This is a genomic window from Clostridium sp. CTA-6, assembly GCF_054768115.1.
The window spans coordinates 137,920-152,568 of the sequence record NZ_BAAAAU010000012.1 but is presented as its reverse complement, the minus strand read 5'-3'; the positions used below and the strand labels follow the sequence as shown (position 1 = coordinate 152,568).

The 14,649-nt window shown below is 24.1% G+C and carries 27 protein-coding genes; 19 read left to right on the top strand and 8 right to left on the bottom strand.

All coding sequences use genetic code 11. The features are described 5' to 3' along the window. Positions 1-177: 177 nt before the first annotated feature. The 19 genes from ACYUDJ_RS18345 (at position 178) to ACYUDJ_RS18255 (ending at position 7,539) form a co-directional block, all read left to right on the top strand. Entirely contained in the window at positions 178-357 is a 180-nt protein-coding gene (locus tag ACYUDJ_RS18345) for a hypothetical protein (RefSeq protein WP_460289874.1), read from the top strand. Positions 358-392: 35 nt separating this feature from the next. Further along, positions 393-569 carry a hypothetical protein gene (locus ACYUDJ_RS18340; protein ID WP_460289873.1) on the top strand — a complete coding sequence of 59 codons (177 nt, stop codon included), beginning with the start codon at positions 393-395 and terminating at the stop codon, positions 567-569. Positions 570-595: 26 nt separating this feature from the next. After that, positions 596-814, top strand: coding sequence for a hypothetical protein (locus ACYUDJ_RS18335; RefSeq protein WP_460289872.1), 219 nt, complete (start codon positions 596-598; stop codon positions 812-814). A 24-nt stretch (positions 815-838) separates the two neighbouring features. Beyond that, positions 839-1,081, top strand: coding sequence for a hypothetical protein (locus tag ACYUDJ_RS18330; RefSeq protein ID WP_460289871.1), 243 nt, complete (start codon positions 839-841; stop codon positions 1,079-1,081). A gap of 37 nt (positions 1,082-1,118) precedes the next feature. Continuing rightward, a complete protein-coding gene (locus ACYUDJ_RS18325) occupies positions 1,119-1,274 on the top strand; it encodes a hypothetical protein (protein WP_460289870.1) in 156 nt (51 codons plus the stop codon). A 32-nt stretch (positions 1,275-1,306) separates the two neighbouring features. Beyond that, complete coding sequence (locus ACYUDJ_RS18320; RefSeq protein WP_460289869.1) at positions 1,307-1,699, top strand: DUF1653 domain-containing protein; 393 nt, start codon at positions 1,307-1,309, stop codon at positions 1,697-1,699. A gap of 317 nt (positions 1,700-2,016) precedes the next feature. After that, positions 2,017-2,385 carry a hypothetical protein gene (locus tag ACYUDJ_RS18315; RefSeq protein ID WP_460289868.1) on the top strand — a complete coding sequence of 123 codons (369 nt, stop codon included), beginning with the start codon at positions 2,017-2,019 and terminating at the stop codon, positions 2,383-2,385. A 33-nt stretch (positions 2,386-2,418) separates the two neighbouring features. Further along, complete coding sequence (locus ACYUDJ_RS18310; RefSeq protein ID WP_460289867.1) at positions 2,419-2,700, top strand: hypothetical protein; 282 nt, start codon at positions 2,419-2,421, stop codon at positions 2,698-2,700. A gap of 18 nt (positions 2,701-2,718) precedes the next feature. Next, entirely contained in the window at positions 2,719-2,940 is a 222-nt protein-coding gene (locus ACYUDJ_RS18305; protein ID WP_460289866.1) for a hypothetical protein, read from the top strand. 17 nt (positions 2,941-2,957) lie between these two features. Continuing rightward, positions 2,958-3,386 carry a nucleoside 2-deoxyribosyltransferase domain-containing protein gene (locus tag ACYUDJ_RS18300; protein ID WP_460289865.1) on the top strand — a complete coding sequence of 143 codons (429 nt, stop codon included), beginning with the start codon at positions 2,958-2,960 and terminating at the stop codon, positions 3,384-3,386. 21 nt (positions 3,387-3,407) lie between these two features. Continuing rightward, positions 3,408-3,584 (top strand): hypothetical protein, encoded by a 177-nt coding sequence (locus ACYUDJ_RS18295; protein WP_460289864.1) that lies wholly within the window; start codon positions 3,408-3,410, stop codon positions 3,582-3,584. A 53-nt stretch (positions 3,585-3,637) separates the two neighbouring features. Next, positions 3,638-4,258 carry a DUF5662 family protein gene (locus ACYUDJ_RS18290; RefSeq protein ID WP_460289863.1) on the top strand — a complete coding sequence of 207 codons (621 nt, stop codon included), beginning with the start codon at positions 3,638-3,640 and terminating at the stop codon, positions 4,256-4,258. Positions 4,259-4,262: 4 nt separating this feature from the next. After that, on the top strand, positions 4,263-4,775 hold the full coding sequence (locus ACYUDJ_RS18285) for a hypothetical protein (RefSeq protein WP_460289862.1): 513 nt from the start codon (positions 4,263-4,265) through the stop codon (positions 4,773-4,775). Between the two features lie 47 nt (positions 4,776-4,822). Further along, positions 4,823-4,981, top strand: coding sequence for a hypothetical protein (locus ACYUDJ_RS18280; RefSeq protein WP_460289861.1), 159 nt, complete (start codon positions 4,823-4,825; stop codon positions 4,979-4,981). Between the two features lie 17 nt (positions 4,982-4,998). Continuing rightward, entirely contained in the window at positions 4,999-5,301 is a 303-nt protein-coding gene (locus ACYUDJ_RS18275; protein WP_163279452.1) for a hypothetical protein, read from the top strand. Positions 5,302-5,311: 10 nt separating this feature from the next. After that, complete coding sequence (locus tag ACYUDJ_RS18270; RefSeq protein ID WP_460289860.1) at positions 5,312-5,479, top strand: hypothetical protein; 168 nt, start codon at positions 5,312-5,314, stop codon at positions 5,477-5,479. 4 nt (positions 5,480-5,483) lie between these two features. After that, positions 5,484-6,230, top strand: coding sequence for a nucleoside/nucleotide kinase family protein (locus tag ACYUDJ_RS18265; protein WP_460289858.1), 747 nt, complete (start codon positions 5,484-5,486; stop codon positions 6,228-6,230). Positions 6,231-6,284: 54 nt separating this feature from the next. Beyond that, a complete protein-coding gene (locus ACYUDJ_RS18260) occupies positions 6,285-6,860 on the top strand; it encodes a hypothetical protein (RefSeq protein ID WP_460289857.1) in 576 nt (191 codons plus the stop codon). A 100-nt stretch (positions 6,861-6,960) separates the two neighbouring features. Further along, complete coding sequence (locus ACYUDJ_RS18255; protein ID WP_460289856.1) at positions 6,961-7,539, top strand: hypothetical protein; 579 nt, start codon at positions 6,961-6,963, stop codon at positions 7,537-7,539. A gap of 246 nt (positions 7,540-7,785) precedes the next feature. Here ACYUDJ_RS18255 and ACYUDJ_RS18250 read toward each other — a convergent pair whose 3' ends face one another. The 8 genes from ACYUDJ_RS18250 to ACYUDJ_RS18215 form a co-directional block, all read right to left on the bottom strand. After that, on the bottom strand, positions 7,786-7,995 hold the full coding sequence (locus ACYUDJ_RS18250) for a hypothetical protein (protein ID WP_460289855.1): 210 nt from the start codon (positions 7,993-7,995) through the stop codon (positions 7,786-7,788). Between the two features lie 49 nt (positions 7,996-8,044). After that, complete coding sequence (locus tag ACYUDJ_RS18245) at positions 8,045-9,061, bottom strand: tyrosine-type recombinase/integrase (protein ID WP_460289854.1); 1,017 nt, start codon at positions 9,059-9,061, stop codon at positions 8,045-8,047. Positions 9,062-9,095: 34 nt separating this feature from the next. Further along, positions 9,096-9,308 (bottom strand): hypothetical protein, encoded by a 213-nt coding sequence (locus ACYUDJ_RS18240; protein ID WP_460289853.1) that lies wholly within the window; start codon positions 9,306-9,308, stop codon positions 9,096-9,098. 58 nt (positions 9,309-9,366) lie between these two features. After that, the gene (locus ACYUDJ_RS18235) at positions 9,367-10,179 is read right to left on the bottom strand and encodes a tyrosine-type recombinase/integrase (protein ID WP_460289852.1); all 813 of its coding nucleotides are present in this window, start codon (positions 10,177-10,179) and stop codon (positions 9,367-9,369) included. Positions 10,180-10,264: 85 nt separating this feature from the next. After that, positions 10,265-11,434 (bottom strand): hypothetical protein, encoded by a 1,170-nt coding sequence (locus ACYUDJ_RS18230; RefSeq protein WP_460289851.1) that lies wholly within the window; start codon positions 11,432-11,434, stop codon positions 10,265-10,267. A 481-nt stretch (positions 11,435-11,915) separates the two neighbouring features. After that, positions 11,916-12,827 (bottom strand): hypothetical protein, encoded by a 912-nt coding sequence (locus tag ACYUDJ_RS18225; RefSeq protein WP_460289850.1) that lies wholly within the window; start codon positions 12,825-12,827, stop codon positions 11,916-11,918. Positions 12,828-12,898: 71 nt separating this feature from the next. Then, positions 12,899-13,876: a LamG domain-containing protein gene (locus ACYUDJ_RS18220; RefSeq protein ID WP_460289849.1), complete on the bottom strand. Its 978-nt coding sequence runs from the start codon at positions 13,874-13,876 to the stop codon at positions 12,899-12,901. A 14-nt stretch (positions 13,877-13,890) separates the two neighbouring features. Further along, positions 13,891-14,649 (bottom strand): cell adhesion protein, encoded by a 759-nt coding sequence (locus ACYUDJ_RS18215; RefSeq protein ID WP_460289848.1) that lies wholly within the window; start codon positions 14,647-14,649, stop codon positions 13,891-13,893.

Below are 14,649 nucleotides of genomic sequence, written 5' to 3'. Positions count from 1 at the left end.
AATTACTCTTTGTGCCATGTTGTTGTCAAGAATGTGCTGAAAAAGTTAAAAATGAAAATATGGAGCTTCACAAAGAAAGATATTATACAACCCAAAATCAATCTATACAAATTGGTGTTTGGGAAAATAAATAGCATCGCAATACAAATATAAGATGAAATGAAAGGACAATAGGCAATGAAACACAAAATTAAAATTACAGAAACTTATACCTACTATATAGATGTAGAAGCTAGTAGTGAAAAGGAATCATTAGAAAAGGCTAAAAAGTATTATGAAACTACTGAAGATGGTGTTACTGGGGTTGCAGATGCTAATTCTTTTGAAAAGGTTAAATTCAAGATAGATAAAGATTAAGTTATAATACAAATATATTAGTAAGGAGTTTAAATATGGATTATACAATAAAATGTCCTTATTGTGAACATAAACATGATGGTCTTGATTATATAGAATGTGGAGACATGGAAGGTGAATTTTCAATGGATTGTGAAAAGTGTGGTAAACCTTTTAGTGTCAATTTTGTTACAAAAATAGAATTCGCAACAGTTAAGAAGGTACAGAAATGATTATATAATGAAGGAGAAACGTACAAATGATAAAAATAAGTAAAAGAAAAATTGCTGGTATAAATGACTGTTGCGACAATTGCGATAATATAACTCGATTTAGTGATAAAGATGATGATTTTATATTAAACTATGACATTATTTATAACATCGAGTTTTTAAATTGTTGTAATGAAATAGCATTGTGTGAAAAGTGTTTAAATGAACTTAAAGAAAAGATAGATAAGACTTTAAAACAATATTGACTTATCTTAAAGGAGAGAAACTAAATGAATTTGGATGAATATTTAGATAATATTTTAGAAAATCTAATGTCTACTGGTGGAATAGAAAAAGTAAAAAATATTATAAAAGAAGATATGAACTTATGTGGATTTAAATATAAAACTACTAAAGTAGAGTGCCAAGTTTACACAGAAGAGAATAATTATGCTCCAAGAGTTGAAATTAGTAGTGAAAATTATCCAGATGGTGAAGTTGTTTTTATAGACTATCATGTTGATGATATATAAGTAGTATTATGTTCTGATTATAAAAGGGGGAGATATTATGTTAGCAAAGGATTTTGAAATAGGAGATAAATTAAAACACATTAATGGAAATGTTTTTACTATTATTGAAATTAATGGGTTTAAATACTTTAAAAATAATGATAGTGATACTTTTAAATATATAGATGATTGTATGATACTTTATAAAATCTAGTTTATAATTTAAAGATTAGGAGGGAATAAGCAATGAGTAAAGAAATAGTATGTCCTGCAATATATAAACATTTTAAACATTCTAAAGAGGGGGTGTTAAATAATTATATGTATGCAACAATGTTTATAAGCAAACCAATATCAGAGTATGATAATATACTTAATGATTTATTTAACACAATTGGAGTTAATATTTTCACTGTCAAATTAACAGAAAGAGAAACTACAATAACATTATTTGAAAAAGAAGGACAGTATTATCATAATCCTAAAGATAGTGATGAAGCTTTAATAATATATAAAGCACTATATGATTGTTCAAAATTCCCATATGCAAGACCTTTAAATATGTTTGCAAGTAAAGTAGATAAAGAAAAATACCCAGAGGCACAACAAAAATATAGATTTGAGATGGTGAAGTATTAGTTCACAATCCGAAGATATTGTAATAAGCAGACAAGAGAGAAAATACAAAACTTAATATCATAACAAAAGACCTCATACTTTAATTTATAATATTTTCTCTCTTGTTTGTAGTTATTATAATTAAAAATTATATAAATTATTCATAAATTGAAAAAGTTGTATTTTTATCTCTTGAATACTCCCTAATACTCACTCATGCTACATTTCTCAAGGATAAAAATACAATAAAATCAGTATTTTATATAAAATAATTTGATAAAGGAGGAATAAAAATAAAAACTATATTAAACCATTATAATGACCCAAAGTTATCAGAAGTGCAAGAAATAGCAAAGAAAAATTTGGTTTATGTAAATCAATCAGCAACATATTTTAATTTGGCTTATGAAGTTAATGCAAGTGAAATTCGTGGCGGGGTAGGTAATACTGATATTAGAATTAATTCATTAACAAGATATATATTCCCAAAAGATGTATTAGTATTTGACAATGACGATAAAGATGATGAGCAATTAAGATTTGTAGTCGTTACTCTTTCTGAAGGAAAGCATATGGATTTATTAAACTTAGAAGATTTTTCTCTTGAAGGGTTTAGTTGTTTGTTTGGAGATACATTAATTGAATTAGTAGAAAAAGAACATGAGGGATTTAAATTCTTAAAGAAAGTTGCTTTAGAAGAAATATAAAATTTGCTAAATAAAGGAGTGTGATAAGACAATATGATTAATTCAAGAATAGATAGATATTTATATAGTTATGGATGTAACAAATATAAAGAAATAAGACGAGGTGATAAAGTTTCAATACAATTTAAAGATAAAACTATTTCAGGCATTGTTTTTAAAATTGGAACAAAAAATATTCAATTATATAATAACGAAATATTGAATGGTAAAATGACAACATGGTTTGATCTAAAAGAATATAAAATTAAAGATATTAAAAAATTTGCTAAATATCCATTGAATAGTCAAAGGTGCATACATAAAAAGTTATATTAAAAAAGAAAGGTGATTAAAGTGAATAAAGATAAACTTTTAAAAATATCTTATGATAAGAATTCTGATTTCATACATATAAATTCAAAAGAAGATGACTTTAATATTTTATATGGTAATGGAATGAATATACATGGATTACAATGTAAATTTCAAGGTGATACAAAAGAGTATAATCAAATACTAAAATTATTAGATGATATATCTGATAAGGTTGAAGAATTATATAAATTATGTAAATAAGATAGGAGAATGATAATATGAAAAAAGTGTTTTTAGGTGGAACTTGCAATGACAGTAAGTGGAGGAATAAATTAATTCAACTATTGAAAATTGACTATTTTAACCCTGTGGTTGAAGACTGGACACCTGAATGTATGGCAGAAGAAATAAGACAAAGAGAGACTTGTGATTTTTGCTTATATGTAATAACACCAAGAATGACAGGTGTTTATAGCATAGCAGAAGTGATTGATGATAGTAATAAAAGACCTCAAAAGACTATATTCTGCTACTTAGAGAAGGAAGATGATGACTTTGCAAAACAATTAACATCAATGCCTGTTGCAAAACTAAAATTTGATAAAGGACAGTTACGTTCTTTAAAACAAGTAGGTAAGATGATAGAAAGAAATGGAGGTAAATATTTTAAAACTTTAGAAGAAGTGGCTGATTATTTAAATAATTAATAAAGGAGTATGGTATAACAGATGAATAAAATTAAAAAGAATTTATTAGTTTTCTTATTTATAATATTTTGGAACATATTTGGACTTAAAATATCTCAAAATCATATAGCACCTAATTTTATAATATGGTTAACTGGATTTATGACTTGTGGCTTTATAATTATATGGTACTTACTAAGAAAAGAAGAAAAATTATAAATAAAATGATAACTTTATATTAATATAAAATAATTTAATAATATATAAAAGGAGTGATTGATATAAATATATACATAAAGTATTTCAAATATGTTTGTGAACATAAGAAAAATGTGTTTAAAGAATGTATAGAAAAGTCCAAGCAATATAAAGGTAAAGATAAAAGGGATTTAATTATCCATGCTTTCACACATGATTTAAGCAAATTTAATCCTAAAGAATTTATACCTTATGCAAAGTATTTTTATGGTAATTATTCTTCAGATGCAGTATTATTTGATGTTCCATGCATACAGAATAAAGACAAAATAAAAACAAAAGAGGACATAAAAAGAGATTTTAATAAGGCATGGCAACATCATAAAGATAGAAACAAGCATCACTGGAATTATTGGCATGAAAAAAATTTAGAAATGCCTTTAAGGTATATTATTGAAATGATATGTGATTGGTCAGCAATGTCTATTAAATTTGGAGATACCCCTCAAGACTTTTATTGTAAAAATTATGACAAAATTAAATTAAAACATAAATCAAGAATAAATTTGGAATTTGAATTAGGATTGCTAGGTGAAGCAGTTGTTTTTAATATGACATGGAAAGAATTATGTGAAGCTCAAGGAAAAACTATAAAAGAAGATTTAAAAAATTTATCCAAGAAAGAGAGTGTTTAGTTTTATGAAGTTGAATGAAGAATTATGGAATGAGTTTTCAAAAGGAAAGCTAGTTGTTAATTGTAAAACTAAACAAGAAGCAAATAAGTTTTTAATTTATTTACATAATAAAGGGATTAAATGGTGTTGGAATTTAAGACTAATAGAAAAAAGTTATTTTAACGATTATAAAGAAAACACTTGCTATAGAATAACATCAGATGGAAATTTGGAATATAGCAATTTAGATTTTTATAAAAATTTTTCAGAATATAAAAGAATAACATTTAAGAATCTTCTACAAAATCAATATTCAACATGGGAAATTATTAAGATGTATCAAGAAATTAACTTAAATAAAAATGATATAGTAATTGGTAGGGACTTTAGAAAAAAAGTATCGAGTTTAAGAGAAGAAAACTTAGGTGTTGATGATTTGCTAATAAATGAACCTTTTACAATTCAAAGAGATAATTTAAAATTAAAAAATTTGGTAGAAGATTTAGAAATATTAATTGAAAAATACAAAACAATTTAATAATGCTATAAAACTCAACTTTTATCAAAACTGAAAGGAGGGAAATTATGAAATATTTATTAGGAATAATTATGATAGCAATAATAAATGTCATAGGAGATAAAATTGCTAAAGCAAGTAAATCTGAAATATTTGATGAATATATTATAGGTGTAATAACAGGTGTGTCAATGGTTCTTATATATGCCTTAACAACACTATCATAATTTAAAGGAGAAATTGAATGTTTAGTGACTTTAGGAAAGCTTTTAAACCTACAAAACAAGAATTAACACAACATAAAAAATTATTAAATAAACTAATAGCACAAATACCTAAAAAAGAAGATATTAAATTAATTAATGATAAAAATATAAAATGTTCTCATCCATTTCAACACTTTATAGGAGATTGTACTTGTTGTAAGAGTTATATAGAATCACCTTATACATTTGTAGAGGGTGGGCAATGCAAAATTAATAAATGTAATTGTGGGTATGGATTTACTTGTAATTCATTTATAATTAAAAATGATTATATAAAATAGGAGTGATTAAATGAATATAAACAAGTATATAAAGGTTATTAAAAAACACATATCAGAAATAAACGATGTACAAGCTATGGAATTAATAGAAAAAACTAATTATAAACATGATACAGAAAAGGAAATATTAGAACAATTAAAATATCAAATAAAACAATTTAAGAAAGGAGATAAATAATTATATGAAAAAGATATTTATTATATCAGGAAAAGCAAGAAATGGTAAGGACTCTACATATGAAATAATGAAAAAACACTTAGAATTTTATAACGAAAAATGTTTAAGAATAGCTTATGGAGATTATGTTAAATTTATAGCAAAACAATATCTTGGATGGAATGGTATAAAAGATGAAAAAGGTAGAGAAACATTACAAGAGCTAGGTACAGAAAGAGTAAGAAAAGGATTAAACAAACCTGATTATTGGGTAGATAGAGTTATAGATACTATAAAAATAGTAGGTAATGAATACAAATATATATTTATTACTGATGCTAGATTTCCTAATGAAATAGAATTGATTAAACAAGCATTTCCTAATATGGTACAAACAATAAGAGTGAGTAGAAAAGATTTTATTAGTCCTTTAACCGAAGAACAGCAAAAACATATATCTGAAACAGCTTTAGATGATTATAAATTTGATTATTACATAGAATCTGAAAATGGATTAAATAATTTAGAAACCAAAATATTAGATACCTTTAAATTTATTAAACCTATGAAAAATCATGAAATAGGAGATAGTATTAAAATTAGACAAATTAATGATATGAAAAAAGCTAAACACTTAATAGATTACATAGGGCAAGTAGGAAGTATTTATTCATATATTAAATTTAATGATGGTACAATAAAATACAAAGTATTATTTAATGATAATGAAACCGCTTATTTCTTTGGAAATGAATTAGAAGAGATAAAGTAAATAAATTGTATAAACATATATTATAAAATAATTTAATAATTTGGAGGTAGTAGAATGAAAATAGAAAATGTTAAAATATATGATTTAGAAGAAAGCATAGCTGCAAGTAAATACCCTATGGCAACCGATACTGAAAGATGTAAATCCAATATCACAGATACTGTTATAAAATTAGCACAGTCTAACAAGGGCGAAGGTCATGATAATTTTCTGCAAGGAATTTTAGTGTCATTTGATTTGACCTTTAGTAACAAAGCATGGGTTGAGTTAGAAAGATATAATTTTATTAATTTTGTATCTAGTCAAAGTACAATGCATAGAATAGCTAAATTTGATTTAAAAACTCAATATAACGAATATGTTGATAAGAGAATAATAGATATCATGGAAGAATTAAAATATACATATAACAAGACACAAGATAAGGAAGACTATTTAAAACTATTATATAGCAACCCTAGTGGATTTGAATTAACCGCAAGGCTTACAACTAATTATAGAGCTTTAAAAACTGTCTATTCTCAAAGAAAAAATCATAGATTACCTGAATGGCGTGAATTTTGTAAATGGATTGAAACATTACCTCATTCTTATTTAATTTGTGGAGAACAAAATAATAATACAAAATAATTTATTAAAATATAATTAAGGAGTGATTTATATTAGTAAAGAGATTGCGAATACTTTAAAATTAACAATTCCGATACCGCCTAGTATCAATAATGATTATATGAAACCAAGAGGAATTTTGAAATTTAATCCTATAAAGAAAAAATATTATGCTATGGCTATGATGTATGAAACTGCTGAAGCCAAGAAATTTAAAAAAGATATGATTAAATTAATAAAAAAAGCATTAGATAAACAAAATTTTAAACCAATAGAAAATAATTCATTTGTGTATTTATATTGGACTTGGTTTTTCCCTTCGATAAAAAACGATACAAATAACAGATATAAATGTGCAATAGATGCTATTACAGAATTTAGTGATAAATTTAAGGATTTGAAAATATGGAATGATGATAATATATCTATGAATAAAGATGTGAAAATTTATTATGATTCAAAAAATCCTCGTGTAGAATTAGAAATAAAATATGCACCCGACATAGGAGTATTTGATAATAAAGAAGATTATAATAAGTTCATAAATACATATTGCAACAATTGTAAAAAGGGAAATAAAATAGGGCAAAAGGGTGGCTGTTCTATATATAAGAATGCTTTAGAAAGTAGAATACAAGAAAATCTAGAAATTAATTTTGATACAGGAGAGAAAAAATGTTTAAAATTTAAACAGAAATAAAAAGTAAAAAAATGGGGATAATAATCTAATTAATAGACTATTATCCCCAAAATATTTCAAATAACTATCGAATAAACGTTTGACATATGAAAAAAATTATTATATAATTAAAGAGAATTTTAAATAAATATGGTTGTAATACCAAAACTATGAAGGTAATATTATCAACCCCATTGATTTATATCCTTCCTTACTAATAGTTTTGGTATTATTTAATTTATTGGATTGAATATATAATTATTTTATTTAATCTAATATCTGTAACAACAATTCTATTTTTCTTATAGTATCTTCTTTCCCTTTTATATAACCTTTTGAGAAATCAAAAGTATGTGTATTGTGAAATTCTGTATGTGTGTCTTGTAAATCTTTGTATAGTATTTGCATAACTTGAGTTTTAGTTATATGAGTCTTAGAAATATTGGTTTTATCAATGTTTATTTCCTTACTGTTCATCAATTTCACCTTCTTTTGTTTATATGTACTAAAAATGTAGTTTAAATCATTATTTACTTGATAAATTTTTAATTTGATTTTTAATTTCGTCCCTAATTTCTGTAGAAGATTTCGGCTTTTGGTAAAATGATAAAGTTGTTGAAATATCTTTATGATTAAGATATCGGCTAACTAGGCTAGGGTCTATTCCAGTATCTAATAAGCTATTACTTTTTGTTTTACGAATACAGTGTGCGTGAAAATCATCCAGTCCTATTATAGTCCCAATCTTTTTTATTCTTCTTTGTAAAGTTCCTTTAGTCATTTTATTATATTTTCCATCATATCTTGATATAAACAGAGCATCTATTTCAAGATTATCCATATGTTCTTTTCTATATTCTAACCATTTTAAGATTAATTCTTTTGTGTTTTCATTAAAACTTACATCTACTATATACCCTTCCTTCTCACGAATATCTTTAAAGCAGCAATTATCTAAATCTAATTGAGATAAAGTTAGTCTATTCAATGCTCCAATTCTATTAGCACTATCTAAAGCTACATTCCATAACACTAAATCTAACAAATCAAACTTATTGCCTTTATTTTCTATTAATCCTTCATTGATTTGCTTTATTTGTTCTTCTGTTAAAAAATAAGCATTTATAATTTTTTCTTCTCTTGCTCCTTTCATTCTTTCTAATCTTTTATCAAATGGATGAAATTCTATATGTCTTCTTCTCATACTCCATAAATAAAAACTAGAAACCGCAGATATTTTTGTGTTTATTACTTTCTTATTATTTTTTAAAGTATCTTGGCAGAATAATATAAAACCCTCCATTATGTCTATTGCATTTTCCATAAAATCTTCATCATATAAATCAACATTATCCCATTCTTCTGCTAGATATACTAAAAAATGTTGCATATAATTTTTATATACCTTATATGTGGTATTTTTAACATCTTTATTTTTGATTATATTACTTTTTAAATATTTTTCATATTTATCCCAGTTACTTTTACTAATCAAATCTAATTTTTCTTTGGTAAAATATTTAACTCTTTTAACTTTAGCCATATTAAACGCCTCCCTATTAAATAATATTGTTAAATTATTTTAAATTAGAATTAAAATCTTGTTTTAATTCTAATTTAATTCTTTTAATCTCACTATATTCTCTTAGACACAAGTCTAATGAATAGCTCCAAAAATAAAAGTAAAAAACCTTTCCATTTCCGACATGTCTTGCCTTAAATTTATATTTAAATCCATGTTCTTTTAGAAATTCTTTCTGTTTCCAAGAAAAACACAAGTAATATCTCATTTTTTATCACCACTTTTCTTTTAAAATATATAAAAAAATAAGCTAGTATGAAACTAACTTATAAATCATTTATAATATCTAATAATTCTTTTTTAGATTTAACCAAATATTTTCTTGTGACATTGATATCTGAATGTCCGACCAAATCAGCTAAAGTAGCTATATCTATTTTTTTAGAAATCATTTTCCTACAATATAAATGTCTAAGATTGTGATTATGTGCTTTTTCTTTATCTATTCCTGCTAATAATGCATATTTTTTGAAAATATCATTTGCATATCTTCTTGTTATACCACCTCGGATACCAGTAAATAGCTTGTCTCCTTTTTCAATTCTATAATTCAGATACTCTTTCCATATTAATTTTAATTTATTTGGAATAAATACATTTCTATATTTTTTCCCTTTGCCTTTAATAATAATTGTATCTTTATTAATATCATAAACTGTTAATTGAAGACATTCACTAATTCTCATTCCAGTATAATACATTGTTAGAAGCAACGCCTTAGCTCTATAGTCTTGCTTTAATTCTGCTTGTTCAATAATTTTAAGAAGTTCATTACTTTCCAATACATTATCTAAAAAATTTTGAACTTGAACTTTTTCTTGGTTGATATTTATATTTTTTTCACAAAACTTCATAAATATATTTAAAGCAACCATTTTTCTATTAATAGATGAAATTTTATATCCTTTATTAAAAAGAAAACTTTTATATTTTTCAATATCTAAATCATTAATATTTTCAATAGTTTTGTTTATGTATTGAAAAAACAACTCAACATCTGTGATATAAGAATCAATTGTTTTTAAATCCTTTTTATTTTTAATTAGATATTCTTGAAAATGTTTTATGTTTCCATTCATTATATTACACCTCAAGAATATTATAATATATTATGATTCTTTTAGCAATTTCTTCCCATAACTATTCTTATGGGAAGAAAATTAATCAAACAATCATATCTTTTATTTTTTCACATACAGTGTTTATTTGATGATCTATAGTTTTATATTTTTCTCTTTGTATTTTCGTGTTCCCAGCCACATATATGTAGAAGAGGGTGTATCCTTTATTATGTATAAAATTTTTCTTATATATATCTTTTTCTTCAATTTGATTATGCCAAATATCTCCATTGCACTCAATCGCTATTTTGTATAATTGGTTATTATGTTTATTTATCATTATAATAGGTATATCAATTTCGTTTCCGTTATCAAGAATAGAAGTGTTGTTTTCTCCAACAATAACTTCATAATTATTAAACTGTTCAGTTAATAATATGTTGATTTTTTGCCTTATATATTCTTCTGATTTACTACCAAAAATAGCGTTTTTAAACTGAGTTTTCTTTCTTGATATTGTAATTTTATTATAATCTCGTAACCCTCGCTTCACAGTTTTACTTTGAGCTTCATATATATCAAAATGCCAATTCAAAATTTTTAACCATTTTTGAATTGTTCTATCACTTCTATTCAAGCAAGTATATATCTCCTTAGGAGCATAATTAAAATAATATCTCATTTTATAGATATTTTCAAAAATAAAATATCTATTTTCCATATTGCCTAATAGCTTATTATTTGCGTTATTTATTATAGGAAATTTTTCATCAACTAATTGCTTTACTTTTATTTTTTCATTGTTTTTTAGTTTAAAATCTATAACACTTTCAGGAAAATCTCCTTTAAGAGTTATTCTAGTATTCTTTTTTATTTTATATTTTTGTATATCAATATTATTATTAACATTTTTACTATTGTATTCTTTTTCTATTATATCTATCATAAACAAATATAACATTTCACATGGAATTATTTTAAAATTATTAATATGTTTGTCAAAACATTCCCATTCTAACAAAGGTACAAAAACTACTATTGACTTTGAACATTTACCATAAGATATGTTTTTATTTTCATTTAAAATTTTAGAATAGTTGTCATCGTTTATATGTACATTTATATATTTTAATAAATATGTAATCACTATATTGTTGTCTCCATATACTTTTTCTTCTAAATTATTATTGATAAATTTACAAGCAGTCAAAAATTTGTTATATAAAGATTCATTTACATTTATAGACCATTTCTTTTCAGAATTATATTCCAAACACAACACCCCTTTTTTAAAAAGCTATTAATAAAAATGATTATTATTGTCATGAAAAACAGACTACAAATAATAAAATTCATAGTCTGTTTTTTAAAAAAATATATAATTGTTTTGTTTTAGGTTTTAAATGATGAAAAATTGAAAAATGAATTAATAAATAAAATTCGTATATATTATTAATTGATAACAACAATTATTATTAATTAGCAAGCCATAAACAAATTTATATACTAATAAAAAATTATTTTTGAAAGTTGTTTATCAAATTATTGGTTTCAATTCTATTGAAATTTTTGAAAATAGAATTTTATTCATGTACAAATATCTGTTTAATAAAATTCTACAGCCAACTTAAATGAAATAAGAGAGGTTTACATATTTTATAATTTATGTTAACATATGAGTAACATTATTAAATATTAGCTATTTTAATCCCATATTACATTTTACTAGAGAAGGGTGTATATCTAATCCTTCTCTATTTTTCTTTAAACATTCTTATATCAAATTCATCATCGCACAAATCTAGTATTCTATAATCATTACAATCATATTTAATAGATTTATTATTCTCATCTGTATCAACCAAGTCAATATTATCCGTAACATCATTCATATCTAATTGAAAATCAGTTTTCCATATTCCATTTTCAGATTTAGACATAGGAAACTCTTTATTATTTAAGTTTTCAGTTATAATATTTACATCATCTGCGCCATATTTATTGTACCAATTTTGCAATTGAGTATTATCTGTAGGTTGCCCGAGATTTAAGAAATTAGAATTAATTAAATAATAATTTTTATTTTGATTGATTAGATATTTATCAGTCTTAAACCAATTAGCATTCTTATTATCATATGGGGCATACCCTTCTCTTTCTAATTTTTCCCATTCCTCTGGGTTAGAAGTTGTTATATCAAATTGGGTTGCGCCAAAGTTAGCAGTATGTTCATTCCAATCCATTGAAGCACATCCTAATATTATGTTGAAGTTTTGGAAATTAAACTCCTTTTCTAACATTAGTTGCCCATTGCAATAGAATTTTACTACACCTTTATCCCCATCAATCGCCATTCCAGTAATATCTCCTGTATTAAAAATTAAATTATCTGTATGAGGATAATTAGTTGTTATTATACTGTTTACATTATTACTAGAAGGTGGATAGTCTGAATTAATTATATTATAATTATCTATATTAAATATTCCCAAGTAAACTCCAAGTTGATATTTATTAGTTGTTAATTCTATATAAAATTTTCCTCCTTTTTTAGATGATGTGGAACAAACTTTACTTCTACTCGAAATTAAGCGAGTTGTTAAGTTTTGATTCGTAAAATTTACATCTCCATATTTTTTATTTATATCCCATGTTATTAAACCCATAACATTACCACTTCCAATCTATATTTTAAAATTATTCTATTTAAAATGAATATTTTATATTATTATCTTTATTATTCTTTCATTAATACTTCGAATTTAGCATTATTGATTTCTTTAACCTTATCTGATATTTTATAATTATTGCAGCCATATTCAATATATTTTTTATCATCTTCTTCTATAAGATTTATACTGTCTTTTATATCATTTAGATTAATATCAAAGGACTTGTAATAATCATTTTCTGGCTTTGTAGGTATTCTTTTAGTATTTAATTCTTTAGTGAGTATGGATATATCATTATAACCATATTCATCTATTATATTGTTTAACTCTTCACTATTATCTATAGTTCCTAAATCTATATAATTATTATTTATTGAGTAATAGTTATTATCTTGTTTTATTAAATATTTTATTAAATAATCTATAGGAGCTGAATTATTAGTCCAGTTAAAATCCCCATTTATTATTATATTTCTATTATTAGAAGTTAAATCATATACAGTATTTCTAACCCCTTCATCAAATCTCCAATATCCTAATAAACCATTTGCATGTGGATTTACTATAGTATTTGCATTTTTTATAATATCATTAACATTTCTTGCTATATTCCATATTCTTAATTCGTCAATACTACCTTGAAACCATCTATCATTATAATCCCTATAGCTACCTAAAACTAATTTAGAAAAAGTTCCAAAACTATTAATATCAAAACTGTCAATCACTTTTTCTCCGTCAATATACAAACATCGTTCTACTCCTTTATTAAATACATATGCTAAATGATGAAATTTATTATCATCATATCTTTTGGTTGTTTTTTTAAAATTATTTGGATTAGTATATATTTCTATAGTACCATCAGTTTGAAATCCAATTGAAATTGTAAAATCAGGACTACTTTCTATAAAAAAACGTCTAGTATTACCAGAGGGAGCTTTAAACCACATTTCAATTGTATGTTGATTATATATAAAATCACTATTAGATATAGGAATTATGCTATATCCTCGATTAAAATTTAAAGCATACTTATTCACTTTATTACACCCTCCTATACTTCCTTAAATAATATATTACAAATATCACTATTTTTCTTTAACTTATCTATTGGTCTATATGGCTCACAATTATAAATCATTTCACATTTGTTTTTTTCTAAATCATCCGTATATACAAGTAATTTAATTTCTTCTAAATTTTCAAATTTGTTTAATAATAAATCTTTAGTTATTAGATCAGTATCTGTAAATCCATTATCTATAAAGTTATTTTCATCTAATATTTGTAATGGAGCTTGCACTAAATCAATTCCATTTAGTGTGTATAAAATATTGTTTTTATCTTGAATTAAATATTTATACAGTCTATAAGATTTTAAAATCCCTATTGAATCTATATGAATATTATCAATATTAAAATACTTGAAAATATTATCATTGATATTGGCATAGATTTTTACTGAATGTTCTTTGTTTTCTAATCCTAATTTTTCATAAACTAAGCATCCCAATGTGTCGTTATAACATTCAGTAAAACTATCATTTATTTTACCATCTATATTAATAGACACCTCTTTTGCTTTGTTTACTATATTTGTGTTTGCTATTATTCTTAATTTTGTTCCTATAAAATTAAATTTTACATATTTTTCGCCTATACTTCCATTAGTTGCCATGCCCTTATTTCCAATATACCAAGAATCAGTTCTTAAATTCCATCCCTCTCCAACATATATTATATTTATATCATCACATTCATAGTTCTTCCAGCCTGTTTCTGGTTGTAGTAACTGTTCTCCTACTCTAGCCAT

Coding starts and splice junctions, on each gene's coding strand:
- ACYUDJ_RS18345 (WP_460289874.1), top strand. CDS start 178: ATGAAACACAAAATTAAAATTACAGAAACTTATACCTACTATATAGAT.
- ACYUDJ_RS18340 (WP_460289873.1), top strand. CDS start 393: ATGGATTATACAATAAAATGTCCTTATTGTGAACATAAACATGATGGT.
- ACYUDJ_RS18335 (WP_460289872.1), top strand. CDS start 596: ATGATAAAAATAAGTAAAAGAAAAATTGCTGGTATAAATGACTGTTGC.
- ACYUDJ_RS18330 (WP_460289871.1), top strand. CDS start 839: ATGAATTTGGATGAATATTTAGATAATATTTTAGAAAATCTAATGTCT.
- ACYUDJ_RS18325 (WP_460289870.1), top strand. CDS start 1,119: ATGTTAGCAAAGGATTTTGAAATAGGAGATAAATTAAAACACATTAAT.
- ACYUDJ_RS18320 (WP_460289869.1), top strand. CDS start 1,307: ATGAGTAAAGAAATAGTATGTCCTGCAATATATAAACATTTTAAACAT.
- ACYUDJ_RS18310 (WP_460289867.1), top strand. CDS start 2,419: ATGATTAATTCAAGAATAGATAGATATTTATATAGTTATGGATGTAAC.
- ACYUDJ_RS18300 (WP_460289865.1), top strand. CDS start 2,958: ATGAAAAAAGTGTTTTTAGGTGGAACTTGCAATGACAGTAAGTGGAGG.
- ACYUDJ_RS18295 (WP_460289864.1), top strand. CDS start 3,408: ATGAATAAAATTAAAAAGAATTTATTAGTTTTCTTATTTATAATATTT.
- ACYUDJ_RS18285 (WP_460289862.1), top strand. CDS start 4,263: ATGAAGTTGAATGAAGAATTATGGAATGAGTTTTCAAAAGGAAAGCTA.
- ACYUDJ_RS18280 (WP_460289861.1), top strand. CDS start 4,823: ATGAAATATTTATTAGGAATAATTATGATAGCAATAATAAATGTCATA.
- ACYUDJ_RS18275 (WP_163279452.1), top strand. CDS start 4,999: ATGTTTAGTGACTTTAGGAAAGCTTTTAAACCTACAAAACAAGAATTA.
- ACYUDJ_RS18270 (WP_460289860.1), top strand. CDS start 5,312: ATGAATATAAACAAGTATATAAAGGTTATTAAAAAACACATATCAGAA.
- ACYUDJ_RS18265 (WP_460289858.1), top strand. CDS start 5,484: ATGAAAAAGATATTTATTATATCAGGAAAAGCAAGAAATGGTAAGGAC.
- ACYUDJ_RS18260 (WP_460289857.1), top strand. CDS start 6,285: ATGAAAATAGAAAATGTTAAAATATATGATTTAGAAGAAAGCATAGCT.
- ACYUDJ_RS18255 (WP_460289856.1), top strand. CDS start 6,961: ATGAAACCAAGAGGAATTTTGAAATTTAATCCTATAAAGAAAAAATAT.
- ACYUDJ_RS18250 (WP_460289855.1), bottom strand. CDS start 7,995: ATGAACAGTAAGGAAATAAACATTGATAAAACCAATATTTCTAAGACT.
- ACYUDJ_RS18245 (WP_460289854.1), bottom strand. CDS start 9,061: ATGGCTAAAGTTAAAAGAGTTAAATATTTTACCAAAGAAAAATTAGAT.
- ACYUDJ_RS18240 (WP_460289853.1), bottom strand. CDS start 9,308: ATGAGATATTACTTGTGTTTTTCTTGGAAACAGAAAGAATTTCTAAAA.
- ACYUDJ_RS18235 (WP_460289852.1), bottom strand. CDS start 10,179: ATGAATGGAAACATAAAACATTTTCAAGAATATCTAATTAAAAATAAA.
- ACYUDJ_RS18225 (WP_460289850.1), bottom strand. CDS start 12,827: ATGGGTTTAATAACATGGGATATAAATAAAAAATATGGAGATGTAAAT.
- ACYUDJ_RS18215 (WP_460289848.1), bottom strand. CDS start 14,649: ATGGCTAGAGTAGGAGAACAGTTACTACAACCAGAAACAGGCTGGAAG.